Source organism: Pseudomonas sp. 8_5_2 (genome assembly GCF_059295255.1).
Genome location: NZ_CM181238.1, coordinates 2,020,762 through 2,043,408 on the forward strand (window position 1 = coordinate 2,020,762; position 22,647 = coordinate 2,043,408).

Here is a 22,647-nt window from a genome sequence, read left to right on the forward strand (position 1 = left end):
CTGTCAACCCCCAGTCAGGAGGGGCTGCGCATCATGTCGTACAGTTCGTTGAGCAGCTTGCGCCGGCTGAACACCAGTTGCCAGCGATGGCCGCCCAGCTGGCGCCACAGGCGCGCGGCGCGGATACCGGCCAGCAGCAGGGCGCGGATTTTCGAGGCGTTGTTGGGCTGTTGCAGGAAACGCATGTCGCCATGCACCTGGATGCGCTGGCGCAAGGTGCTGAGGGTGTCCTGGTACAAGGCTCCGCTGGAAGCGATGACGTTTTCGTGAACCAGGCCAAAATGCTCGGCCTGGGACTGGATTTGCGGCAGGCGGTTGCCGATGGTGTCGAGCAGGTCGCCACGCTTGTTCAGCTGGCGCTCCAGGCCCAGCATCGACAGCGCATAGCGCAGTGGTTCGCGTTGCAGGCTGTTGGGGTCGCGCTCCAGGGCGCCGACCAGGGCGCGGTAGCCGTCGCGCAGGTTCAGGTCGTCACCGCCGAACACCTCCAGGGTGTCCTTGGGGTCACGCACCAGCAGGCTGCCCAGCATGCAGCCGATGTTGGCCTCGCTCGCCTGGCCGGTGCGGGCGATGCGGTCGACCAGCACGGCGGCCTGGAATACGCCACCCAACGCAATCAGCTGCTCCTGCAGGTTGCTCATGCGTGCGGGCTCCATGGTTCGGCGGTTTCGATGACGCCGCCGCCCAGGCACACCTCGCCATCGTAGAACACCACCGACTGGCCTGGGGTAACGGCGCGCTGCGGCTCGACGAACACGGCGCGGTAGCCGCTGGCGGTGCGCTCCAGCGTGCACTGCTGGTCGCTCTGGCGATAGCGCACCTTGGCCGTGAGCTGGCGCGGGCTGCCTAGGTCGATCGGGTTGACCCAGAAAATGTCCGAAGCGAGCAGGGCGCGGGAGAACAGCCAAGGGTGTTCGTTGCCCTGGCCGACCACCAGCACGTTGCGCTCCAGGTCCTTGTGCAGCACGTACCACGGCTCGTCGCCAGCGTCCTTCAGGCCACCGATGCCCAGGCCCTGACGCTGGCCGATGGTGTGGTACATCAAGCCATGGTGGCGGCCGATCACTTCACCGTCGGTGGTCTGGATTTCACCCGGCTGCGCCGGCAGGTACTGCTTGAGGAAGTCGCTGAAGCGGCGTTCGCCAATGAAGCAGATACCGGTGGAATCCTTCTTCTTGGCAGTGGCCAGGCCGTGTTTTTCGGCAATGGCGCGCACTTCGGGCTTTTCCAGCTCGCCGACCGGGAACAGCGTGCGGGCGATTTCCGTGCCACCGACGGCATGCAGGAAATAGCTCTGGTCCTTGTTCGGGTCCAGGCCCTTGAGCAGTTCGGTGAGGTCACCGGTGTCGCGGCGGCGTACGTAGTGGCCGGTGGCGATCAGGTCGGCACCCAGCGACAGGGCGTAGTCGAGAAACGCCTTGAACTTGATTTCGCGGTTGCAGAGGATGTCCGGGTTGGGCGTGCGGCCGGCCTTGTACTCTTCAAGGAAGTGCTCGAACACGTGGTCCCAGTACTCGGCGGCGAAGTTGGCGGTGTGCAGCTTGATGCCGATGCGGTCGCACACGGCCTGGGCGTCGGCCAGGTCTTCACGGGCGGTGCAGTATTCGGTGCCGTCGTCTTCCTCCCAGTTCTTCATGAACAGCCCTTCCACCTGGTAGCCCTGTTCCATGAGCAGAAGGGCGGAGACGGAAGAGTCCACGCCGCCGGACATGCCGACGATGACGCGGGTCTTGGCGGGGTCTTTGAGTGCTGGGCTGGTCATGGGTACCGGTGTGTATCAAAGGGGAAAAACGCCGATTCTATCAAACCCGCAGCGCGGCGTCAGTCGCGTAGCAGGTCCAGGCTGTGCAATGGGCCGTTGAGGTAGTCGTCGAGGCAGCGTGGTACCAGCTCGCTGCGCCAGCGGGCGGGGTCGGCCAGCAGTTCGTCACGGGTCAGCCACACGGCGCGGACGATGTCGCTGTCCAGGGCCAGGTCCTGGTGGTGGCGCACGGGGCGGGCGGCGAAGCAGATGCGCTGGTAGGTGACGCCATTGCTGGGGGCGGTGTAGAGGTAGATGCCGACCAGGCCGATGAGCTCGACTTCCCAGGCGGTTTCTTCGAGGGTTTCGCGCAGGGCGGCCTGGGGCAGGGTCTCAAAGGGCTCCAGGTGGCCGGCGGGTTGGTTGAAGACGTGTTGGCCCGCTTTGAATTCTTCGACGAAGAGGAACCTGCCTTCGTGTTCGACGATGGTGGCGACGGTGATGTGGGGTTGCCAGGTCATTGATAGCTCCGTAACGGCCTGATCGGACCCTGTGGGAGCGGGTTCACCCGCGAATGCGATGGTGGCGCAAATGACGCATTCGCGGGTGAACCCGCTCCCACAGGTTTCAGGTTGGCCGCTAGATATCATTTATCCAGAAAGCACAAACCCCGGTGCGTGGCCGGGGTTTGCGGGTTTACTTCAAGCGAATCTTACAGGGCAGCAATGGCGCTGTTCAGGGTCTGGCTTGGGCGCATCACCTTGGCGGTCAGCTCGGCATCCGGGGCGTAGTAGCCACCGATGTCGACCGGCTTGCCCTGGACAGCGTTGAGCTCGGCGACGATGGTCTCCTCGTTCTCGCTCAGGGTCTTGGCCAGTGGCGCGAAGCGTGCCTGCAGGGCAGCGTCGTCGCTCTGTGCAGCCAGGGCCTGGGCCCAGTACAGGGTCAGGTAGAAGTGGCTGCCGCGGTTGTCGATACCACCGACTTTGCGCGAAGGCGACTTGTTGGTGTCCAGGAACTTGCCGGTTGCCTGGTCCAGGGTGTCGGCCAGCACTTTGGCGCGCGGGTTGTCGTAGGTGTTGCCCAGGTGCTCCAGGGAAGCGGCCAGGGCCAGGAATTCACCCAGCGAGTCCCAGCGCAGGAAGTTCTCTTCCACCAGCTGCTGTACGTGCTTCGGTGCCGAACCGCCGGCGCCGGTTTCGAACAGGCCACCGCCGTTCATCAGCGGCACGATCGACAGCATCTTGGCGCTGGTGCCCAGTTCCATGATCGGGAACAGGTCGGTCAGGTAGTCGCGCAGCACGTTGCCGGTCACCGAGATGGTGTCCTTGCCTTCGCGGATGCGGGCCAGGGAGAACTTGATGGCTTCAACCGGAGGCAGTACGCGGATGTCCAGGCCTGCGGTGTCGTGATCCTTCAGGTACTTTTGTACCTTCTCGATCATCACGCCGTCGTGGGCGCGGGCCGGGTCCAGCCAGAACACCGCAGGGGTGCTGCTCAGGCGGGCGCGGTTGACGGCCAGCTTGACCCAGTCCTGGATCGGCGCGTCCTTGGTCTGGCACATGCGGAAGATGTCACCGGCTTCGACGTGCTGCTCCAGCACCACCTTGCCCTTGCCATCGACCACGCGCACGACGCCGTCGGCCTTGATCTGGAAGGTCTTGTCGTGGGAACCGTACTCTTCGGCCTTTTGCGCCATCAGGCCAACGTTCGGCACGCTGCCCATGGTGGTCGGGTCGAATGCGCCGTTGGCCTTGCAGTCTTCGATGGTGGCCTGGTAGATGCCGGCGTAGCAGCGGTCCGGGATCACGGCCTTGGCGTCTTGCAGTTCGCCGGCGGTGTTCCACATCTTGCCCGAGTCACGGATCATGGCCGGCATCGAGGCGTCGACGATAACGTCGCTTGGCACGTGCAGGTTGGTGATGCCCTTGTCGGAGTTGACCATGGCCAGCGCCGGGCGCTCGGCATACAGGGCCTGGATGTCGGCTTCGATCTCGGCCTGCTGGGCGGCTGGCAGGTCCTTGATGCGGGCGTACAGGTCGCCGATGCCGTTGTTGGCGTTGAAGCCTACCTGGGCCAGCGCGGCGGCGTGCTTGGCCAGCACATCGTTATAGAATTCTTCGACGATGACGCCGAACATGATCGGGTCGGAGACCTTCATCATGGTGGCTTTCAGGTGCACCGACAGCAGTACGCCAGCGGCCTTGGCATCGGCGATCTGCTCGGCGATGAAGGCTTTCAGGGCCTTGCGGCTCATGGTGGCGCAGTCAATGATTTCGGCAGCCTTGACTGCGGTTTTTTCTTTCAGCACGGTGGTGCTGCCGTCTTTGCCGACCAGCTCGATGCGCAGGCTGTCGTCAGCGTCGATCAGCGCGGCTTTCTCGCTGCCGTAGAAGTCGCCCTGGGTCATGTGGGCAACGTGCGACTTGGAGTCGGCGGCCCAGGCGCCCATCTTGTGCGGGTGCTTGCGGGCGTAGTTCTTCACCGACAGCGGTGCGCGGCGGTCGGAGTTGCCTTCGCGCAGCACCGGGTTCACGGCCGAACCCTTGATGCGGTCGTAGCGGGCACGGGACTCTTTTTCGTCCGCAGTGGCCGGCTCGTCGGCGTAGTCGGGGATGTTGAAGCCCTTGCCCTGCAGCTCCTTGATCGCGGCCTTGAGCTGCGGTACCGAGGCGCTGATGTTGGGCAGCTTGATGATGTTGGCTTCAGGGGTGGTAGCCAGCTGACCCAGTTCCGCCAGGTGATCGCCTACTTGCTTCTCTGCGCCCAGTTGCTCCGGGAAGGCGGCGAGGATGCGGCCAGCCAGGGAGATGTCGCGAGTTTCGACGGCGATGTCAGCCGAGGCGGTGAAGGCTTCGACGATCGGCAGCAGCGAGTAGGTGGCGAGGGCGGGGGCTTCGTCGGTGAAGGTATAGATGATCTTGGAACGGGTGGGCATGCGGGTTAACTCTCTGTGTGCTGAGCTTGCTCGAGTCTCGTGCTGCGCAGGGTAGGCGCATCGCCCTGGCAACGCCATGAGCGGAAAGTCGAGAGGCTGCGAGCGGTGATGGTGGATGCATCAGTCGAGCGTCAAGTGCCGAGCTGCGGTAACAGCCCAGGCTGAGTGGCCAGGCTCGGTCTTCTTCCCTGGCCGAGGGCGGTCCGCATTTTCCTGGGATTCGCCCCGATGACCCTACGGTCGCGGCGGAGTATACCAAACCATTCGGGCTAATCAGCAAGGCCAAGTGATATCGGCCCATTTATAAGACCAAAGACGTAGCCGCAATGTGGCGGGTTGTCGCATGCCTTGCAGGTCGGCAGATGTGGTTTAGGCTGATTGGATTGCAGGATGTCCAATCACACCCGAAAGCGGAGTAGTGCAAGCATGGGATACCAGAAAATCAAGGTTCCGACCGACGGCACCAAGATCACCGTCAATGCAGACCATTCGCTCAATGTGCCTGACAACCCGATCATTCCTTATATCGAAGGCGACGGGATTGGCGTGGATGTTTCACCGGTGATGATCAAGGTGGTCGACGCCGCTGTGCAAAAGGCCTACGGCGGCAAGCGCAAGATCGCCTGGATGGAAGTGTACGCCGGCGAAAAAGCCACCCAGGTGTACGACCAGGACACCTGGCTGCCACAGGAAACCCTCGATGCCGTGCGCGATTACGTGGTGTCGATCAAGGGCCCGCTGACCACGCCGGTCGGCGGCGGCATCCGCTCGCTGAACGTGGCGCTGCGTCAGCAGCTCGACCTTTACGTGTGCCTGCGCCCGGTGCTGTGGTTCGAGGGCGTGCCCAGCCCGGTGAAAAAGCCAGGCGATGTCGACATGGTGATCTTCCGTGAGAACTCCGAGGACATCTACGCCGGCATCGAGTGGAAGGCGGGCTCGCCGGAGGCGAACAAGGTGATCAAGTTCCTCAAGGAGGAAATGGGCGTCACCAAGATCCGCTTCGACCAGGACTGCGGCATTGGCGTCAAGCCGGTGTCCCTCGAGGGCACCAAGCGCCTGGTGCGCAAGGCCCTGCAATACGTGGTGGACAACGACCGCGAGTCGCTCACCCTGGTGCACAAGGGCAATATCATGAAGTTCACCGAAGGTGCCTTCAAGGACTGGGGGTACGAGGTGGCACGTGACGAGTTTGGTGCCGAACTGCTCGACGGCGGCCCCTGGATGAAGTTCAAGAACCCCAAAACCGGCCGCGAGGTCATCGTCAAGGACGCCATTGCCGACGCCATGCTGCAGCAGATTTTGCTGCGCCCGGCCGAGTACGACGTGATCGCTACCCTCAACCTCAACGGTGACTACCTGTCCGATGCCCTGGCGGCGGAAGTGGGCGGCATCGGCATTGCGCCGGGCGCCAACCTGTCCGACACCGTGGCCATGTTCGAAGCCACCCACGGCACCGCGCCCAAGTACGCCGGGCAGGACAAGGTCAACCCGGGTTCGGTGATCCTGTCGGCAGAGATGATGCTACGGCACATGGGCTGGACCGAAGCCGCCGACCTGATCATCAAGGGCACCAATGGCGCGATTGCGGCCAAGACCGTGACCTACGACTTCGAGCGGCTGATGGACGGCGCCACGCTGGTGGGCAGTTCGGGCTTTGGCGATGAAATGATCAAGCATATGTAAGGCAACACAAAACCGGCCGCTTCGATAAAGAAGCGGCCGGTTTTTTCGTATACCGGCAGAAGCAGGCTGGTCACGCGCGCACAGTTTCGCTCTCGGAGTGGCCGGCAGTTTTGGCTGCGGCCTCTGCGGCGGCTACTGACGCGTCCCTGATGTCCGTGGCATGCAGGCCCTTGGGGCCTTGAATGATGTCGAACACCACAGATTGGCCGGCCTTGAGGGTTTTGTAACCGTCCATCCGGATCGCCGAGTAATGGGCGAACAGGTCGTCGGGTTTGCCCTCTTCATTGATGAATCCGTAGCCCTTGGCATTGTTGAACCACTTGACTTTACCGCTTGCCATCCCTATGTCCCTCTGCAAAGGACTCCATCACTGGAGTATCATCCACTTCATCCGCATACGAACCTGCGAAAATCGGGTTGACTGCGCGGATCTTTATCGACCACGGTGGGTTCTTATTGGTTGTAACACCGTTTTGCCGATAGTCAAGGTCATGCGGCGGCCGCACGATTAGCCGTTTGCAGGGTCAACCCACAACCTTAACCTGTCGATGTGATGAAATTCTTTCCATGCATGCACACAGCCAGATTCGACTAACATTCAATCAGGATCGCCCTCAATCCAACGAGGACGATGGCTCTGGTCTGGCGGTTCAGGAAGCCAAGCCGATCCTGCAGGCGCCACCGATGTACAAGGTGGTTTTGTTCAACGATGACTACACGCCAATGGATTTCGTCGTCGAAGTGCTCGAGACGTTCTTCAGTCTGAACCGCGAGCTGGCGACCAAGATCATGCTGACCGTCCATACCGAGGGGCGGGCAGTGTGCGGATTGTTTACCCGTGACATCGCCGAAACAAAGGCCATGCAGGTCAACCAATACGCCAGGGAAAGCCAGCATCCGCTACTCTGTGAAATCGAGAAGGACGGTTAATCGCCGACCACTTGGGTATGAGGTGAAGCTATGTTAAACCGCGAGCTCGAAGTCACCCTCAATCTTGCCTTCAAGGAGGCCCGTTCGAAACGTCATGAATTCATGACCGTCGAACATCTGCTGCTGGCACTCCTTGACAATGAGGCTGCCGCGACCGTTCTGCGCGCCTGTGGCGCCAATCTCGACAAACTCAAGCATGACCTGCAAGAGTTCATCGATTCCACCACGCCGTTGATTCCGGTCAACGACGAGGACCGGGAAACCCAGCCGACGCTGGGCTTCCAGCGTGTGCTGCAGCGCGCCGTGTTCCACGTGCAAAGCTCCGGCAAGCGCGAAGTCACCGGGGCCAACGTGCTGGTGGCGATATTCAGCGAACAGGAAAGCCAGGCCGTGTTCCTGCTCAAGCAGCAGAGCGTGGCCCGCATCGATGTGGTCAACTACATCGCGCATGGCATCTCCAAGGTGCCAGGCCATGGTTCCAATGCTGATAGCGACCCTGAAATGCAGGACGAGGAGGGCGGTGAGACCTCCTCTTCGAGCAACCCGCTGGACGCCTACGCCAGTAACCTGAACGAGCTTGCGCGAGCCGGTCGTATCGACCCGCTGGTGGGTCGTGAGCAGGAAGTGGAGCGCGTGGCGCAGATCCTTGCCCGTCGGCGCAAGAACAACCCGCTGCTGGTGGGTGAGGCTGGCGTGGGCAAGACAGCCATCGCCGAAGGCCTGGCCAAGCGCATCGTCGATGGCCAGGTGCCTGACCTGCTGGCGCAGAGCGTGGTGTACTCCCTTGACCTGGGCGCGCTGCTGGCCGGTACCAAGTACCGCGGCGACTTCGAGAAGCGCTTCAAGGCGCTGCTCGGTGAACTGCGCAAGCGCCCGCAGGCCATCCTGTTCATCGACGAAATCCACACCATCATCGGTGCCGGTGCGGCGTCGGGCGGGGTAATGGATGCGTCCAACCTGCTCAAGCCACTGTTGTCGTCCGGTGAAATCCGTTGCATCGGCTCGACCACCTTCCAGGAATTTCGCGGTATCTTCGAAAAAGACCGCGCCTTGGCGCGGCGCTTCCAGAAGGTGGACGTCAGCGAGCCGTCGGTGGAAGACACCGTGGGCATTCTGCGTGGCCTGAAGGGGCGTTTCGAAAGCCACCACAACATCGAGTACAGCGACGAAGCACTGCGTGCTGCCGCCGAGCTGGCTTCGCGCTATATCAACGATCGCCACATGCCGGACAAGGCCATTGACGTGATCGACGAGGCCGGTGCCTACCAACGTCTGCAGCCGGAGGCCAACCGCGTCAAGCGTATCGAGGTGCCGCAGGTCGAAGACATTGTCGCCAAGATCGCGCGCATTCCGCCAAAACACGTCAGCAGTTCCGACAAGGAGCTGCTGCGCAACCTGGAGCGCGATCTGAAGCTGACCGTGTTCGGCCAGGACCCGGCCATCGACTCGCTGTCGACCGCCATCAAGCTGTCCCGTGCCGGCCTCAAGGCGCCCGACAAGCCGGTGGGCTCGTTCCTCTTCGCCGGCCCTACCGGCGTCGGCAAGACCGAGGCGGCGCGTCAGCTGGCCAAGGCGCTGGGTGTCGAGTTGGTACGCTTCGACATGTCCGAATACATGGAGCGCCACACTGTGTCGCGCCTGATCGGTGCGCCGCCAGGCTATGTCGGGTTCGACCAGGGCGGTTTGCTGACCGAAGCCATCACCAAGCAGCCGCACTGCGTGTTGTTGCTCGATGAAATCGAGAAGGCCCACCCCGAAGTCTTCAACCTGCTGTTGCAGGTGATGGACCACGGGACCCTGACCGACAACAACGGGCGCAAGGCCGACTTCCGTAACGTGATCCTGATCATGACCACCAACGCTGGCGCGGAAACCGCGGCACGGGCCTCGATCGGCTTCACCCATCAGGACCACGCGTCCGATGCCATGGAAGTCATCCGCAAAAGCTTCACGCCGGAATTCCGCAACCGTCTGGATACCATCATCCAGTTCGGCCGCCTCAGTCACGAGACCATCAAAAGTATCGTCGACAAGTTCCTCATCGAACTGCAGGCGCAGCTGGAAGACAAGCGTGTGCTGCTGGAAGTCAGCAATGACGCGCGTGGCTGGCTGGCGGCGTCGGGCTACGACGTGCAGATGGGCGCGCGGCCGATGGCGCGGCTGATCCAGGACAAGATCAAGCGGCCGCTGGCCGAAGAGATCCTGTTTGGGGAGCTGGCCGAGCATGGCGGCGTGGTGCACATCGACCTGCGCGATGGCGAGCTGGTGTTCGACTTCGAGACCACGGCCGAGGTGGCCTGATGCGTTGGGGCCGCTTTGCGGCCCATTCGCAGCACAAGGCTGCACCTACAACGGCGATGCGCCATCGTGTAGGAGCAGCCTTGTGCTGCGAATGGCTGCAAAGTAGCCCCTTGCAATCTCGGAGGCACAAAAAAGCCCGGCACATGGCCGGGCTTTTTCATGGCTGGAGCTTAGCGCGCACGGTAGGTGATGCGGCCCTTGCTCAGGTCGTACGGCGTCAGCTCGACGCGAACCTTGTCGCCAGTGAGAATACGGATGTAGTTTTTGCGCATCTTTCCGGAGATGTGCGCGGTTACGACGTGCCCGTTTTCCAACTCCACGCGGAACATGGTGTTGGGCAGGGTGTCGACGACAGTACCTTCCATTTCGAAGCTGTCTTCTTTCGACATGCAGTTGAGCCCTCGGTGTCCAGTGTTGGCCCGACGCATAACCGCACCGGGCAAAAAAGTGGCGTGGATTATGCCGGAAAATAGTGTTTCAAGCCAATGCTTTCAGTTGAGGGTGACCCAGCGCTGGTTGATCAGCAGTTCGATCGGGCGGTACTGGGTCTTGTAGTTCATTTTCTTGCAGTTCTTGATCCAGTAACCCAGATACACGGCCTCCAGATCCTGGCGCACCGCTTCGGTGATCTGCCAGAGGATGGCAAAGCGCCCCAGGCTGCGGCGTTCTTCGTCGGGCTCGTAGAAGGTGTACACCGCGGACAGGCCGTTGGGCAGCAGGTCGCACACCGCCACCGCCAGCAAGCGGCCCGCCAGGCGGAACTCGTAGAACCAGCAGAACGGCAAGTCGCGCACCAGGAAGGTGGAGAACTGATCGCGGCTTGGCGGGTACATGTCGCCGTCGGCGTGACGGGTTTCGATATAGCGCCGGTACAGCTCGAAGTACTCTTCCTTGAACGCCGGGCGCGCCGCAGTCACGGTCAGGTCGGCGTTGCGCTTGAGGATGCGCCGTTGCTGGCGGTTGGGTATGAAGCGCGCCGCCGGGATGCGCGCCGGCACGCACGCGTTGCAGTTCTGGCAATGCGGGCGGTACAGGTGGTCGCCGCTGCGGCGGAAGCCCATTTCCGACAGGTCGGCGTACACGTTCACGTCCATCGGCTGGCTGGGGTCGAGGAACAGCGTGGTCGCCTGCTCATCAGGCAGGTAGCTGCAGGAGTGGGGTTGAGTGGCATAAAACTTCAACCGCGCCAACTCTGTCATGATCAACCCCTCGGTGTGACTTTGTTTTAAGTGTAAGCCAGCTCTGCGAACTCGCCTAGGCAACCCATCTAGACAACCCAGGTGGCGCTGTTGGGCTGGTCGAGGTAGCGGGCCAGGTAGCCGGCGAATTCGGCGCGGCTGATGGCCTGCGCACCCAGGCTTTGCAGGTGGTTGGTCGGCATCTGGCAGTCGATCAGGGCAAACCCGGCCTGGCGCAGGTGCTCGACCAGGGTTGCGAAGCCGACCTTGGAGGCGTTGTCGGCGCGGCTGAACATCGACTCACCGAAGAACAGCTGGCCCATGGCAAGGCCGTACAGGCCACCTACCAGCTCGCCATCCTGGCGCACTTCCACAGAATGGGCGATACCGCGGCGGTGCAATTCGCAGTAGGCGTTGCGCATGGTGTCGGTGATCCAGGTGCCGTCGGCATAGTCGCGTGGCGCGGCGCAGGCGGCGATCACTGCCGGGAAGTCGGTGTCGAAACTGACCTGGTAGCGGCCCTGGCGGATCAGCTTGGCCAGCGAGCGCGACACGTGCAGCTGGTCCGGCAGCAGCACGGTGCGCGGGTCGGGCGACCACCAGAGGATCGGCTGGCCGTCCTGGTACCAGGGGAAGCAGCCGTGGCGATAGGCCTGTACCAGGCGCTCGGGGCCCAGGTCGCCGCCGGCGGCAAGCAGGCCGTTGGGGTCGTGCAGGGCCTTTTCCAGGGGCGGGAAGGTCAACGAGTCGCGAGTCAGCCAGGTGAGCATGGTCTTTCGTGCGGTGGGGGAGGGGAGAGGGCAGCATGGCGCGGGTGAAAAGCAGGGTCAATCTCTTTGGCTTCTTCGCGGGCATGCCCGCTCCCACAGGAACCTCACAGTCTTCAGGCTGGCGCAGGACCTGTGGGAGCGGGCGAGCCGGCGAAGAGGCCGGTACAGGCCAGGAAATCAGGCAATTTCCTGCGCATTCATGAAATCGCAGGCACCATCCGCTACATTTGCTGTCACACCTGTGCAAAAACACAGCATAAGCCTTTGTCACAAAAGAAAATGCGTGCTCAAATTGCACCTATATGAAAGTCGCACCCGGCCAACCTCCCATACGGCGTGCCGCCATGGCGGCTGGCGGGCAGTAATGTTAAAAGTAGTGGTTCATTGGCCGCACCGCCGGCCGATCACTATTGGACGCGCAGCACGCGCAGGAATAGACGCGTTTTGAAGAAATCCACCGCAACCCCAGCTCCCTTGCCTGTGCCCCTGTGGCGGCAGCAGCTGCATTATCGCCTCAAGGAAGGTGCGTTGATCGCTGTCGGCGCCCTGTGCCTGTACCTGTGGATGGCGCTGCTGACCTACGACACGTCCGACCCGGGCTTCAGCCACACCAGCAACATCGACCAGGTGCAGAACGCCGCCGGGCGTGCCGGCGCCTACTTCGCCGACATCCTGTTCATGGTGCTGGGCTACTTCGCCTATATCTTCCCGTTGCTGCTGGGGATCAAGACCTGGCAGATTTTCCGCCAGCGCCACCAGCCCTGGGACTGGAGCGGCTGGCTGTTCTCCTGGCGGCTGATCGGCCTGGTGTTCCTGGTGCTGTCGGGCGCTGCCCTGGCGCATATTCATTTCCATCCGCCGGCAAGCCTGCCGTTTTCCGCCGGTGGCGCGTTGGGCGAGAGCCTGGGCGAACTGGCGCGCAGCCTGCTGAACGTGCAGGGCAGCACGCTGATGTTCATCGCCTTGTTCCTGTTCGGCCTGACCGTGTTCACCGACCTGTCGTGGTTCAAGGTGATGGACATGACCGGCAAGATCACCCTCGACCTGTTCGAGCTGGTACAGGGTGCGGCCAACCGCTGGTGGGAAGCACGCAACGAGCGCAAGCGCCTCGAAGCGCAATTGCGCGAGGATGAACCGGTGTTCAAGGCGCCGGCAGCGGCCGCCGAGAAGCGCGAGCCGGCCAAACCGCCATTGCGCGAGCGGATCTTCAAGCGTGAAGAGGCCCCCGCCCAGCCTGCTGCACCACGTGAGCCGACCCTTGCACGCGAGCCTGTGGTGCCGCGCGAGCCCACCCTTGCCCGCGAGCCGATGGTGCAGCGCGAGCAACCTGCGGCACCGACCATCGTGCCCCCGGCACCTGCCCAGGCCAGGGCGCCGGAGCCGAGCAAGCGGGTGATGAAGGAGAAGCAGGCGCCGCTGTTCGTCGACAGCGCGGTGGAGGGCACCTTGCCGCCGATCTCCATCCTTGATCCGGCCGAGCAGAAGAAGATCGAGTATTCGCCGGAATCGCTGGCGAGTGTCGGGCAACTGCTGGAAATCAAGCTCAAGGAGTTCGGCGTGGAAGTGGCGGTGGACTCCATCCACCCCGGCCCGGTGATTACCCGCTACGAAATCCAGCCGGCCGCGGGCGTCAAGGTCAGCCGCATCTCCAACCTGGCCAAGGACCTGGCGCGCTCAATTGCAGTGACCAGCGTGCGCGTGGTCGAGGTCATCCCCGGCAAGACCACCGTGGGTATCGAGATCCCCAACGAAAACCGGCAAATGGTGCGCTTCTCCGAAGTGCTGGCCACGCCGCAGTACGACGAGCAGAAATCGCCGGTCACCCTGGCCCTTGGCCACGATATCGGCGGCAAGCCGGTCATCACCGACCTGGCCAAGATGCCTCACCTGCTGGTGGCCGGTACCACCGGTTCCGGTAAGTCGGTGGGTGTCAACGCGATGATCCTGTCGATCCTGTTCAAGTCCAGCCCGGAAGACGCGCGGCTGATCATGATCGACCCGAAGATGCTCGAACTGTCGATCTACGAAGGCATCCCGCACCTGCTCTGCCCGGTGGTCACCGACATGAAGGACGCCGCCAACGCGCTGCGCTGGAGCGTGGCCGAGATGGAGCGGCGCTACAAGCTGATGGCGGCCATGGGCGTGCGTAACCTGGCCGGCTTCAACCGCAAGGTCAAGGATGCCCAGGAGGCCGGTGAAATCATCCATGACCCGCTGTACCGCCGCGAAAGCATGGACGACGAGCCGCCGGCGCTGAAGACCCTGCCGACCATCGTGGTGGTGGTGGACGAATTCGCCGACATGATGATGATCGTCGGCAAGAAGGTCGAAGAGCTGATCGCCCGTATCGCGCAGAAGGCGCGGGCGGCGGGTATCCACCTGATCCTGGCGACCCAGCGCCCCTCGGTGGACGTGATCACCGGCCTGATCAAGGCCAACATCCCGACCCGCATGGCGTTCCAGGTGTCGAGCAAGATCGACTCGCGCACCATCATCGACCAGGGTGGCGCCGAGCAGTTGCTGGGCCACGGTGACATGCTGTACATGCCGCCGGGCACCAGCCTGCCGATCCGTGTGCACGGTGCGTTCGTGTCCGACGATGAGGTGCACCGCGTGGTGGAAGCGTGGAAGCAGCGCGGCGCCCCGGACTACAACGACGATATCCTCAACGGCGTCGAAGAGGCCGGCAGCGGCTTTGAAGGCGGCGGTGGCGGCGACAGCGATGATTCGGAAAGCGACGCCCTGTATGATGAGGCCGTGCAGTTCGTGCTGGAAAGCCGCCGCGCCTCCATTTCGGCCGTGCAGCGCAAGCTGAAGATCGGCTACAACCGCGCCGCCCGCATGATCGAAGCCATGGAAATGGCCGGCGTGGTTACCCCCATGAACAGCAACGGTTCGCGGGAAGTGATTGCCCCGGGCGGCCCGCGCGATTGATGTACACCTTGCCGGGCGCCAACGGTGGCGCCAGGCCTTTTCAATGCTCGATGAGGATTCCCATGCGCGCGATTCGCATGCTGTTGGTTTCTGCCCTGACCCTGGGCTCGGTTACTGCTTATGCCGGTGAGCAAGACGTACAACGCCTGACCCAGTTGCTGGAAAAGTCTCAAACCATCGAGGCCAACTTCTCTCAATTGACCCTGGGTGCCGATGGCACCAGCCTGCAGGAAACCTCGGGCAAGATGACGGTCAAGCGCCCGGGGCTGTTCTACTGGCACACCAATGCGCCGCAGGAGCAGGTAGTGGTGTCGGACGGCAAGAACGTCACCCTGTGGGACCCGGACCTGGAACAGGCCACCATCAAGAAGCTCGACCAGCGCCTGAACCAGACCCCGGCACTGCTGCTGTCCGGTGATGTGTCGAAAATCAGCCAGAGCTTCGACATCACCTCCAAGGAGCAGGGCGAAGTGATGGACTTCACCCTCAAGCCCAAGACCAAGGACACCCTGTTCGACTCGCTGCGGGTGTCGTTCCGCAAAGGGTTGATCAACGACATGCAACTGGTCGACAGCGTCGGCCAACGCACCAATATCCTGTTCAACGGGGTGAAGGCCAACCAGCCGGTGCCCGCCAACCAGTTCACCTTCGTCGTTCCCAAAGGCGCGGATGTGATCAAGGAGTAAGCAGAGCTCGCCATGGACCTGTTTCGAAGCGAACCCGTCGCCCAGCCCCTGGCCGCCCGCCTGCGCCCGTCCAACCTGGACGAGTACGTCGGCCAGGAGCACCTGCTGGCGCGCGGCAAACCGCTGCGCGAGGCGCTGGAGCAGGGTGCGCTGCACTCGATGATCTTCTGGGGGCCGCCAGGGGTGGGCAAGACCACCCTTGCGCGGCTGCTGGCGCAGTTTTGCGATGCTCATTTTGAAACCGTGTCGGCGGTGCTGGCCGGGGTCAAAGAGATCCGCCAGGCGGTCGAGGTGGCCAAGCAGCAGGCCGGCCAATACGGCCGCCGCACTATTCTGTTCGTCGATGAAGTGCACCGCTTCAACAAGTCGCAACAGGACGCCTTCCTGCCGTATGTGGAAGACGGCACGCTGCTGTTCATCGGCGCCACCACCGAAAACCCCTCGTTCGAGCTGAACAACGCCTTGTTGTCGCGGGCGCGGGTGTACGTGCTCAAGAGCCTGGACGAGGCCGCGCTGCGCAAGCTGGTCAACCGCGCGCTGACCGAGGAACGCGGCCTGGGCAAGCACAACCTGCGGGTGGGTGACGAAGCCTTCAAGATGCTGATGGCCGCTGCCGATGGCGATGGCCGGCGCATGCTCAACTTCCTCGAGAACGCCTCGGACCTGGCCGAAGACGGCAGCGAGATAGATGTCGAGATGCTGCAGAGCCTGCTGGGCGACAGCCGTCGGCGCTTCGACAAGGGCGGCGAGGCGTTCTACGACCAGATATCAGCGCTGCACAAGTCGGTGCGCGGCTCCAACCCCGACGGCGCCTTGTATTGGTTTGCGCGCATGCTCGACGGCGGCTGCGACCCGCTGTACATCGCCCGCCGCGTGGTGCGCATGGCCAGCGAGGACATCGGCAACGCCGACCCGCGCGCGCTCAGCCTGTGCCTGGCAGCCTGGGACGTGCAAGAGCGCCTGGGCAGCCCCGAAGGCGAGCTGGCGGTGGCCCAGGCCATCACCTACATTGCCTGTGCACCGAAGAGCAACGCGGTGTACGTGGGCTTCAAGACCGCCCTGCGTGAAGCTGCGGAGCATGGGTCGCTGGAAGTGCCGCTGCACCTGCGCAACGCACCCACCAAGCTGATGAAGCAACTGGGCTATGGCGACGAATATCGCTATGCCCATGACGAGCCTGATGCCTATGCGGCCGGTGAAGACTACTTCCCCGATCAGCTCGAGCCGCGCCAGTACTATCAGCCGGTGCCCCGTGGCCTGGAGCTGAAGATTGGCGAGAAGTTGCGCCACCTGGCCGAGCTTGACCGCAACAGCCCCCGCCAGCGGAGAAAACCGTGATTGCACTAGTTGCGGCCGTGAGTGCGGGCGGTATTGCCGGTACATTGCTGCGTTTCGCCACTACCAACTGGGTAGCTACTCACTGGCCACGGCACTTCTATCTCGGTACGCTGGCGGTCAACCTGGTCGGCTGCCTGCTGATCGGCCTGCTCTATGGCCTGTTCCTGCACAAGCCTATGGTGCCGGTCGAGCTGCGTGCCGGGCTGATCGTGGGCTTTCTGGGTGGCCTTACAACCTTTTCCTCCTTCTCGCTCGATACCGTGCGCCTGCTCGAAAGTGGGCAAGTGCCCCTGGCTTTGGGCTATACCGGTATCAGCGTGATGGGCGGCCTGCTCGCGACATGGGCCGGCCTGTCCCTGACCCGATTCTGAACCAACACCTACCTATAACGAGAGAACGATATGCTCGATTCCAAACTGTTACGCGGCCAACTTCAGGAAGTGGCGGACCGCCTGGCCTCCCGTGGCTTCAGCCTGGATGTCGCGCGCATCGAATCACTGGAAGAACGCCGCAAGGCGGTGCAGACCCGCACCGAGCAACTGCAGGCCGAGCGTAACGCCCGCTCCAAATCCATCGGCCAGGCCAAGGCCAAGGGCGAGGACATCGCGCCGCTGATGGCTGATGTCGAGCGCATGGCCAACGAGCTGGCAGCCGGCAAGACCGAGCTGGACGAGATTCAGGCGGAGCTGGACGGCATCCTGCTGACCATCCCCAACCTGCCGGACGCCAGCGTACCGGTTGGTGCCAGCGAAGATGACAACGTCGAAGTGCGCAAGTGGGGCACGCCGAAGGCCTTCGATTTCGAAATCAAGGACCACGTCGCCCTCGGCGAAATCAGCGGTGGCCTGGACTTCGAAGCCGCCGCCAAGCTGTCCGGCGCGCGCTTTGCCGTGCTGCGTGGCCCGATCGCCCGCCTGCACCGCGCCCTGGCGCAGTTCATGATCAACCTGCACACCGGCGAGCACGGCTACGAGGAGCATTACACCCCGTACCTGGTCCAGGCCCCGGCCCTGCAGGGTACCGGTCAGCTGCCGAAGTTCGAGGAAGACCTGTTCAAGATCACCCGCGAAGGTGAGGCTGACTTCTACCTGATCCCGACCGCCGAAGTGTCGCTGACCAACCTGGTGGCCGGTGAAATCCTCGACGCCAAGCAGCTGCCGCTGAAGCTCGTCGCGCACACCCCGTGCTTCCGCAGCGAAGCCGGTGCGTCGGGCCGTGACACCCGCGGCATGATCCGCCAGCACCAGTTCGACAAGGTGGAGATGGTGCAGGTGGTAGAGCCGTCCAAGTCGATGGAAGCGCTGGAAGGCCTGACCGCCAATGCCGAGCGCGTGCTGCAGCTGCTGGAGCTGCCGTACCGGGTGCTGGCCCTGTGCACCGGCGACATGGGCTTTGGCGCGGTGAAAACCTACGACCTGGAAGTGTGGGTACCGAGCCAGGACAAATACCGCGAAATCAGCTCGTGCTCCAACTGCGGCGACTTCCAGGCGCGCCGCATGCAGGCGCGTTGGCGCAACCCGGAAACCGGCAAGCCAGAGCTGGTGCACACCCTCAACGGCTCCGGCCTGGCCGTAGGCCGTACCCTGGTCGCCGTGCTGGAAAACTACCAGCAGGCCGACGGTTCGATTCTGGTACCGGAAGTGCTGAAGCCATACATGGGCGGCGTCGAGGTCATCCGCTAAATGAATTACCTGCCGCTGTTCCACAAGCTGCAGGGCGGCCGTGTGCTGGTCGTCGGCGGCGGTGAAATCGCCTTGCGCAAGGCGCGGCTGCTGGCTGATGCCGGCAGCGTGCTGCGCGTGGTGGCGCCGGACGTCGACGGCCAGTTGGCCGCATTGGCCAGGGAAGGTGGCGGTGAGGTGCTGGTGCGTGGCTATCAGGCCGCCGACCTGGTCGGTTGCCGGCTGGTTATCGCGGCGACCGACGACCCTGGGCTGAACGCCCAGGTGTCGGCCGATGCCCAGGCTCTCAGCCTGCCGGTCAACGTGGTGGATGCACCGGCCCTGTGCACGGTTATTTTCCCCGCCATCGTCGACCGTTCACCGTTGGTGATTGCGGTTTCCAGTGGCGGCGACGCCCCGGTGCTGGCGCGCTTGATTCGCGCCAAACTGGAGGCGTGGGTTCCCTCTGCCTACGGTGAGCTGGCCGGGTTGGCAGCGCGCTTCCGCCACAAGGTCAAATCCTTGTACCCGGACGTCAACCAGCGCCGGGGCTTCTGGGAAACCGTGTTCCAGGGGCCGATTGCCGAGCGCCAGCTGGCCGGGCAGGGCGCCGAGGCCGAACGCCTGTTGCAGGCAATGGTCGACGGCGCGCCGGTGCAGCAGGGTGGCGAGGTGTATCTGGTGGGCGCGGGGCCGGGCGATCCGGACTTGTTGACCTTCCGTGCCTTGCGCCTGATGCAGCAGGCCGATGTGGTGCTGTACGACCGTTTGGTTGCGCCCGCGATCATCGAGATGTGCCGTCGCGATGCCGAGCGGATCTACGTAGGCAAACGCCGCGCCGACCACGCCGTGCCGCAGGACCAGATCAACCGCCTGCTGGTCGACCTGGCCCAGCAGGGCAAGCGTGTGCTGCGCCTGAAGGGTGGCGATCCGTTCATCTTTGGCCGCGGTGGCGAGGAGATCGAAGAGCTGGCCGAGCAGGGTATCCCGTTCCAGGTGGTGCCGGGGATTACTGCGGCTAGCGGCTGTTCCGCCTATGGCGGCATTCCGCTGACCCATCGCGACTATGCCCAGTCGGTACGTTTCGTCACTGGGCACCTGAAAGATGGCACCAGTAATTTGCCTTGGGATGACCTGGTGGCGCCGGCACAGACCTTGGTGTTCTACATGGGGCTGGTGGGTTTGCCGACGATTTGTGCCGAGTTGATTCGGCATGGGCGTGCGGCCAGTACTCCGGCGGCGTTGGTGCAGCAGGGGACTACACGTAATCAGCGGGTGTTCACTGGTACCTTGGCAGATTTGCCGGAGTTGGTGGCCCGGCATGAAGTGCATGCGCCGACCCTGGTGATTGTGGGGGAGGTGGTGCAACTGCGTGAAAAGCTGGCCTGGTTCGAAGGTTCGCAGAACAGCTGATATTGTTGGGGCTGCAAAGCAGCCCCCGACGATCTCAACCCTGCGAGATTCCCTTGCCCACCAACCGCGCCCGATCATGCGGTGCGTTGAAGTCTTGCAGCGGCCCCTTGGGCACGATCCCGTTCGGGTTGATGGTCTTGTGGCTCATGTAATAGTGCTTCTGGATATGCTCCATGTTCACCGTGCCCGCCACGCCCGGCCACTGGTAAAGCTCGCGCAGCCAGTTTGAAAGGTTGTGGTAATCGCTCAGGCGTCGCAGGTTGCACTTGAAATGCCCGTGGTACACGGCATCGAAGCGCACCAGCGTGGTAAACAGTCGCACATCGGCCTCGGTCAGGTACTCGCCCGCCAGGTATCGATTGCGGCCCAGCAAGTCTTCCAGGTAATCCAGTTCGTTGAATACCTGGTCAAACGCTGCCTCGTAGGCCTCCTGCGTGGTGGCGAAGCCTGCGCGGTACACGCCGTTGTTCACCGCAGGGTAGATTCGCTCGTTCAGCGCCTCGATGGTCGGGCGCAGCGGCTCGGGGTACAGGTCCAGGGTGTTGCCGGTCAGCTCGTTGAAGGCGCTGTTGAAGATGCGGATGATCTCGGCCGACTCGTTGTTGACGATTCGCTTCTCTTTCTTGTCCCACAGCACGGGCACGGTCACACGGCCAGTGTAGTGCGGGTCATCCTGGGTGTAGCGCTGGTGCATGTACTGCAGGGCGTCAAGGTGGTCGCCCGTCGAGCCTTGCTGCTGGTCGAAGGTCCAGCCATGGTCCTGCATCAGCCAGCTGACCACGGATACGTCGATCAACGGCTCCAGGCCCTTGAGTGCGCGGAAGATCAGGGTGCGGTGAGCCCATGGGCAGGCCAGCGACACATACAGGTGATAACGGCCCGCCTCGGGAGCGGGGAGCGAATTGCGGCGCTGGGCGTTTTCGCGTTTGAACGTGCCGTCCTTGCCGTTTTCATACCACTGGTCATGCCAGCGACCGTCGATCAAAAGGCCCATGCTGAGCTCCTGGAACAAAGTTGTTTGTCGTTGGAGCCCAGTCTAGGCCAAATCGTTCGAACAAATAGCGCAAAGACTCGGGGGTTATGATCGGTTAAATCGATCGGTTTCGGCCGCTCCAGTAGCTGCGTGCGGTCTCGAACGCCTGTTCCCGATCCTGCCCCAGCCCGCGCAAGGCAAGGGCCATGGTAGCGATCACGGCCTTGTCGGCGTAGCTGTCTTCGACCTCACCGCGCCAGAACGCGAGCAGATGCTCGGGTTGCAGACTCGGCGGTTTCACGTGGCGGCGCTCGCTCAACGCCGGCCACTCTTCGTCCCATGCTTCGCCCGCCGTGGTGCCGTAAAGGTGGCTGATGACATCCGGGTTCACCTCGATCTCGCCGCCATCACCCTTGATCACCACGGCATGGTCGCCCAGTAGGCGGCTGGCCTCACGGTGCACTGCCTGGTAACCGGGGTGGAAGATGCTCTGCAGGCCGCAGCGTGCGCCCAGCGGGTTGAGCACCCGGGCCAGCGAGTGGATGGGTGAGCGCAGGCCGAGGGTGTTGCGCAGGTCGATCATGCGCTGCAACTGTGGCGCCCAGTCTTGCAGCGGGAAGAACGCCAGCTGGTGCTGGTCGAGGGCGTTGTCGACCGCAGCCCAGTCGCGACACAGCGGGATTTGCAGCAGGCCAAGCAACTGCTCGGTGTACATGCGCCCGGCGGTGTGGGCACCGCCGCCGTGCATCAGGATGCGCACGCCGTTGCTGGCCAGGCATTTGGCCGCCAGCAGGTACCAGGGCAGGTGGCGCTTCTTGCCGGCGTAGGTTGGCCAGTCCAGGTCCGCGGCGATGGCCGGGGCCTGCAGGTGTGTACGCAGCGCTTCGGTGAAACCGGCCAGTTCCTCGGCGCTCTCCTCTTTGTGCCGCAGCAGCATCAGGAAGGCACCGAGCTGGGCATCCTCGACTTTGCCTTCCAGCAGCAAGGTCATGGCGCTGCGGGCCTCCTCGCGGGTCAGGCCGCGCGCGCCGCGCTTGCCTTTGCCAAGAATGCGCACAAATTCGGCAAACGGGTGTTCGGCCGGAGTTTCCAGGGTAAGCGGGCGTGGTTCGTTCATATGCAGTTGGTCGGCTTGGGCAGGCCCGCCAGCTTGGCGGCGAGTTTGGCGGGAGTGCCGTTGAACAGGCGGTTCAGGTGCGGGCTGTTGCCCTTTTCCGGGCCCAGCTTCAGGGCCGTGTACTTGATCAGCGGGCGAGTGGCCGGGGACAGCTGGTATTCCTGGTAGAACTGACGCAGCAGCTCGAGGATTTCCCAGTGGTCCGCAGTCAGTGCAATGTGCTCCCGCGCGGCCAGCGCTTCGGCGGCGGCGGGGGACCAGTCTTCCAGGTCGAGCAGAAAGCCGTCCTTGTCCAGGGCGATCGCCTGATCGCCTACGTCGAGTGTGCTCATAACCAGCTGTTGACCTTGTCGTAGTGCAGCGACAGTTCGACGAACCCGGCGTAGTCCACGGCCTTGGCCAGGTCATTGCCGACCGCACGGGCCTGGATATCCTCATCCAGGGCGAACAGGCGTTGGGCCAGGCCGGCAGCTTGCAGCTGGCGGTACGGTTCGCTGCCGTTGCGCAGGGCATAAACGGCGTCGCCGCACAGCAGCACGGCGTCATCGCCACCGAGCAGCCGCAGGCAGCTGGCCAGGCGCTCGTCGCCGAACGGGGAGTGGGCAATTACATGCAGGGTTGTCATCAGAGCGTTACCATCTGGTCGAAGCGGGCAATCAGCGCGGCCAGCGCTGCGTCATCGAGTACCTGCACCGGCAGTGCCAGGGTGTCGGTTGCCAGGCCACGGCGGGCGAGGCTGTGGCTGCAGGCGTACAGGTCCTCGACCCCGAACATCGGCAGCGCCTGCAGGTTGGCGGCCAGGTTCTTCTGTTGTACGGCGGTGGGGCGCTGGTCCGTCGCAAGCTGGAACACGCCATCGTCGAGGAACAGCATGCCCAGCGGCAGGTCGAACGCGCCGCCGGCCAGGGCGAGGTCCAGTGCCTCGCGCGCCGATGGGCCATTCCACGGCGCCTGGCGGCTGATGATCAGCAAGGATTTGGCCAT

22 protein-coding genes are annotated in these 22,647 nt (G+C 63.3%); 9 read left to right on the forward strand and 13 right to left on the reverse strand.

Annotated features, from left to right (window positions below; all coding sequences use genetic code 11):
- Positions 1–14: 14 nt before the first annotated feature.
- From hflD to AC5O5R_RS09210, 4 genes are all read right to left on the reverse strand, one after another.
- Complete coding sequence (gene hflD, locus AC5O5R_RS09195) at positions 15–641, reverse strand: high frequency lysogenization protein HflD (protein WP_172223330.1); 627 nt, start codon at positions 639–641, stop codon at positions 15–17.
- Positions 638–1,762 (reverse strand): tRNA 2-thiouridine(34) synthase MnmA, encoded by a 1,125-nt coding sequence (gene mnmA, locus AC5O5R_RS09200; protein ID WP_172223327.1) that lies wholly within the window; start codon positions 1,760–1,762, stop codon positions 638–640. The genes hflD and mnmA overlap by 4 nt, the downstream gene beginning before the upstream one ends.
- A gap of 59 nt (positions 1,763–1,821) precedes the next feature.
- Positions 1,822–2,262, reverse strand: coding sequence for an NUDIX hydrolase (locus AC5O5R_RS09205; protein ID WP_172223323.1), 441 nt, complete (start codon positions 2,260–2,262; stop codon positions 1,822–1,824).
- A 191-nt stretch (positions 2,263–2,453) separates the two neighbouring features.
- A complete protein-coding gene (locus AC5O5R_RS09210; RefSeq protein ID WP_172223320.1) occupies positions 2,454–4,679 on the reverse strand; it encodes an NADP-dependent isocitrate dehydrogenase in 2,226 nt (741 codons plus the stop codon).
- A 426-nt stretch (positions 4,680–5,105) separates the two neighbouring features.
- Here AC5O5R_RS09210 and icd point away from each other — a divergent pair, with 426 nt between their 5' ends.
- The gene (gene icd / locus AC5O5R_RS09215; protein ID WP_172223315.1) at positions 5,106–6,362 is read left to right on the forward strand and encodes an NADP-dependent isocitrate dehydrogenase; all 1,257 of its coding nucleotides are present in this window, start codon (positions 5,106–5,108) and stop codon (positions 6,360–6,362) included.
- A 70-nt stretch (positions 6,363–6,432) separates the two neighbouring features.
- On the opposite strand, the gene cspD is transcribed toward icd, so the two are convergent.
- Positions 6,433–6,702, reverse strand: a complete 270-nt coding sequence (gene cspD / locus AC5O5R_RS09220; protein ID WP_172223312.1) for a cold shock domain-containing protein CspD — start codon at positions 6,700–6,702, stop codon at positions 6,433–6,435.
- A gap of 227 nt (positions 6,703–6,929) precedes the next feature.
- On the opposite strand from cspD, the gene clpS reads away from it, so the two are divergent.
- Both clpS and clpA read left to right on the forward strand, forming a co-directional pair.
- Entirely contained in the window at positions 6,930–7,292 is a 363-nt protein-coding gene (clpS, locus tag AC5O5R_RS09225; protein ID WP_009683116.1) for an ATP-dependent Clp protease adapter ClpS, read from the forward strand.
- Between the two features lie 30 nt (positions 7,293–7,322).
- Positions 7,323–9,593 (forward strand): ATP-dependent Clp protease ATP-binding subunit ClpA, encoded by a 2,271-nt coding sequence (clpA, locus tag AC5O5R_RS09230; RefSeq protein WP_172223309.1) that lies wholly within the window; start codon positions 7,323–7,325, stop codon positions 9,591–9,593.
- Positions 9,594–9,763: 170 nt separating this feature from the next.
- On the opposite strand, the gene infA is transcribed toward clpA, so the two are convergent.
- The 3 genes from infA to aat all read right to left on the reverse strand — a co-directional run bounded on the left by infA (position 9,764) and on the right by aat (position 11,541).
- Complete coding sequence (gene infA, locus AC5O5R_RS09235; protein ID WP_002553999.1) at positions 9,764–9,982, reverse strand: translation initiation factor IF-1; 219 nt, start codon at positions 9,980–9,982, stop codon at positions 9,764–9,766.
- Positions 9,983–10,084: 102 nt separating this feature from the next.
- On the reverse strand, positions 10,085–10,792 hold the full coding sequence (locus AC5O5R_RS09240; RefSeq protein ID WP_172287106.1) for an arginyltransferase: 708 nt from the start codon (positions 10,790–10,792) through the stop codon (positions 10,085–10,087).
- Between the two features lie 68 nt (positions 10,793–10,860).
- Positions 10,861–11,541, reverse strand: coding sequence for a leucyl/phenylalanyl-tRNA--protein transferase (aat, locus tag AC5O5R_RS09245; RefSeq protein ID WP_494515201.1), 681 nt, complete (start codon positions 11,539–11,541; stop codon positions 10,861–10,863).
- Between the two features lie 384 nt (positions 11,542–11,925).
- Here aat and AC5O5R_RS09250 point away from each other — a divergent pair, with 384 nt between their 5' ends.
- From AC5O5R_RS09250 to cysG, 6 genes are all read left to right on the forward strand, one after another.
- The gene (locus AC5O5R_RS09250) at positions 11,926–14,475 is read left to right on the forward strand and encodes a DNA translocase FtsK (RefSeq protein WP_372242404.1); all 2,550 of its coding nucleotides are present in this window, start codon (positions 11,926–11,928) and stop codon (positions 14,473–14,475) included.
- A 62-nt stretch (positions 14,476–14,537) separates the two neighbouring features.
- Complete coding sequence (lolA, locus tag AC5O5R_RS09255; protein WP_172218722.1) at positions 14,538–15,161, forward strand: outer membrane lipoprotein periplasmic chaperone LolA; 624 nt, start codon at positions 14,538–14,540, stop codon at positions 15,159–15,161.
- Between the two features lie 12 nt (positions 15,162–15,173).
- Complete coding sequence (locus AC5O5R_RS09260) at positions 15,174–16,499, forward strand: replication-associated recombination protein A (RefSeq protein ID WP_172218720.1); 1,326 nt, start codon at positions 15,174–15,176, stop codon at positions 16,497–16,499.
- Positions 16,496–16,870, forward strand: coding sequence for a fluoride efflux transporter CrcB (gene crcB / locus AC5O5R_RS09265; protein ID WP_172287109.1), 375 nt, complete (start codon positions 16,496–16,498; stop codon positions 16,868–16,870). The genes AC5O5R_RS09260 and crcB overlap by 4 nt, the downstream gene beginning before the upstream one ends.
- Positions 16,871–16,900: 30 nt before the next feature.
- Complete coding sequence (gene serS / locus AC5O5R_RS09270) at positions 16,901–18,181, forward strand: serine--tRNA ligase (protein ID WP_172218716.1); 1,281 nt, start codon at positions 16,901–16,903, stop codon at positions 18,179–18,181.
- Positions 18,182–19,573, forward strand: coding sequence for a siroheme synthase CysG (gene cysG, locus AC5O5R_RS09275; RefSeq protein WP_172218706.1), 1,392 nt, complete (start codon positions 18,182–18,184; stop codon positions 19,571–19,573).
- Between the two features lie 34 nt (positions 19,574–19,607).
- On the opposite strand, the gene AC5O5R_RS09280 is transcribed toward cysG, so the two are convergent.
- The 5 genes from AC5O5R_RS09280 to tusC all read right to left on the reverse strand — a co-directional run bounded on the left by AC5O5R_RS09280 (position 19,608) and on the right by tusC (position 22,647).
- Positions 19,608–20,567 (reverse strand): glutathione S-transferase family protein, encoded by a 960-nt coding sequence (locus AC5O5R_RS09280; protein WP_494512374.1) that lies wholly within the window; start codon positions 20,565–20,567, stop codon positions 19,608–19,610.
- Between the two features lie 94 nt (positions 20,568–20,661).
- Entirely contained in the window at positions 20,662–21,663 is a 1,002-nt protein-coding gene (locus tag AC5O5R_RS09285; RefSeq protein ID WP_494512375.1) for a glycosyl transferase family protein, read from the reverse strand.
- On the reverse strand, positions 21,660–21,995 hold the full coding sequence (locus AC5O5R_RS09290) for a TusE/DsrC/DsvC family sulfur relay protein (RefSeq protein ID WP_494515202.1): 336 nt from the start codon (positions 21,993–21,995) through the stop codon (positions 21,660–21,662). The genes AC5O5R_RS09285 and AC5O5R_RS09290 overlap by 4 nt, the downstream gene beginning before the upstream one ends.
- On the reverse strand, positions 21,992–22,288 hold the full coding sequence (gene tusB / locus AC5O5R_RS09295) for a sulfurtransferase complex subunit TusB (protein WP_172218698.1): 297 nt from the start codon (positions 22,286–22,288) through the stop codon (positions 21,992–21,994). The genes AC5O5R_RS09290 and tusB overlap by 4 nt, the downstream gene beginning before the upstream one ends.
- Positions 22,288–22,647, reverse strand: coding sequence for a sulfurtransferase complex subunit TusC (gene tusC / locus AC5O5R_RS09300; RefSeq protein ID WP_494515203.1), 360 nt, complete (start codon positions 22,645–22,647; stop codon positions 22,288–22,290). Before tusC ends, tusB begins: the two co-directional genes overlap by 1 nt.

Excerpts from the sequence above, each read along its gene's own strand:
- hflD (WP_172223330.1), bottom strand. The coding sequence starts at position 641 with ATGAGCAACCTGCAGGAGCAGCTGATTGCGTTGGGTGGCGTATTCCAG.
- mnmA (WP_172223327.1), bottom strand. The coding sequence starts at position 1,762 with ATGACCAGCCCAGCACTCAAAGACCCCGCCAAGACCCGCGTCATCGTC.
- AC5O5R_RS09205 (WP_172223323.1), bottom strand. The coding sequence starts at position 2,262 with ATGACCTGGCAACCCCACATCACCGTCGCCACCATCGTCGAACACGAA.
- AC5O5R_RS09210 (WP_172223320.1), bottom strand. The coding sequence starts at position 4,679 with ATGCCCACCCGTTCCAAGATCATCTATACCTTCACCGACGAAGCCCCC.
- icd (WP_172223315.1), top strand. The coding sequence starts at position 5,106 with ATGGGATACCAGAAAATCAAGGTTCCGACCGACGGCACCAAGATCACC.
- cspD (WP_172223312.1), bottom strand. The coding sequence starts at position 6,702 with ATGGCAAGCGGTAAAGTCAAGTGGTTCAACAATGCCAAGGGCTACGGA.
- clpS (WP_009683116.1), top strand. The coding sequence starts at position 6,930 with ATGCATGCACACAGCCAGATTCGACTAACATTCAATCAGGATCGCCCT.
- clpA (WP_172223309.1), top strand. The coding sequence starts at position 7,323 with ATGTTAAACCGCGAGCTCGAAGTCACCCTCAATCTTGCCTTCAAGGAG.
- infA (WP_002553999.1), bottom strand. The coding sequence starts at position 9,982 with ATGTCGAAAGAAGACAGCTTCGAAATGGAAGGTACTGTCGTCGACACC.
- AC5O5R_RS09240 (WP_172287106.1), bottom strand. The coding sequence starts at position 10,792 with ATGACAGAGTTGGCGCGGTTGAAGTTTTATGCCACTCAACCCCACTCC.
- aat (WP_494515201.1), bottom strand. The coding sequence starts at position 11,541 with ATGCTCACCTGGCTGACTCGCGACTCGTTGACCTTCCCGCCCCTGGAA.
- lolA (WP_172218722.1), top strand. The coding sequence starts at position 14,538 with ATGCGCGCGATTCGCATGCTGTTGGTTTCTGCCCTGACCCTGGGCTCG.
- AC5O5R_RS09260 (WP_172218720.1), top strand. The coding sequence starts at position 15,174 with ATGGACCTGTTTCGAAGCGAACCCGTCGCCCAGCCCCTGGCCGCCCGC.
- serS (WP_172218716.1), top strand. The coding sequence starts at position 16,901 with ATGCTCGATTCCAAACTGTTACGCGGCCAACTTCAGGAAGTGGCGGAC.
- cysG (WP_172218706.1), top strand. The coding sequence starts at position 18,182 with ATGAATTACCTGCCGCTGTTCCACAAGCTGCAGGGCGGCCGTGTGCTG.
- AC5O5R_RS09280 (WP_494512374.1), bottom strand. The coding sequence starts at position 20,567 with ATGGGCCTTTTGATCGACGGTCGCTGGCATGACCAGTGGTATGAAAAC.
- AC5O5R_RS09285 (WP_494512375.1), bottom strand. The coding sequence starts at position 21,663 with ATGAACGAACCACGCCCGCTTACCCTGGAAACTCCGGCCGAACACCCG.
- AC5O5R_RS09290 (WP_494515202.1), bottom strand. The coding sequence starts at position 21,995 with ATGAGCACACTCGACGTAGGCGATCAGGCGATCGCCCTGGACAAGGAC.
- tusB (WP_172218698.1), bottom strand. The coding sequence starts at position 22,288 with ATGACAACCCTGCATGTAATTGCCCACTCCCCGTTCGGCGACGAGCGC.
- tusC (WP_494515203.1), bottom strand. The coding sequence starts at position 22,647 with ATGGCCAAATCCTTGCTGATCATCAGCCGCCAGGCGCCGTGGAATGGC.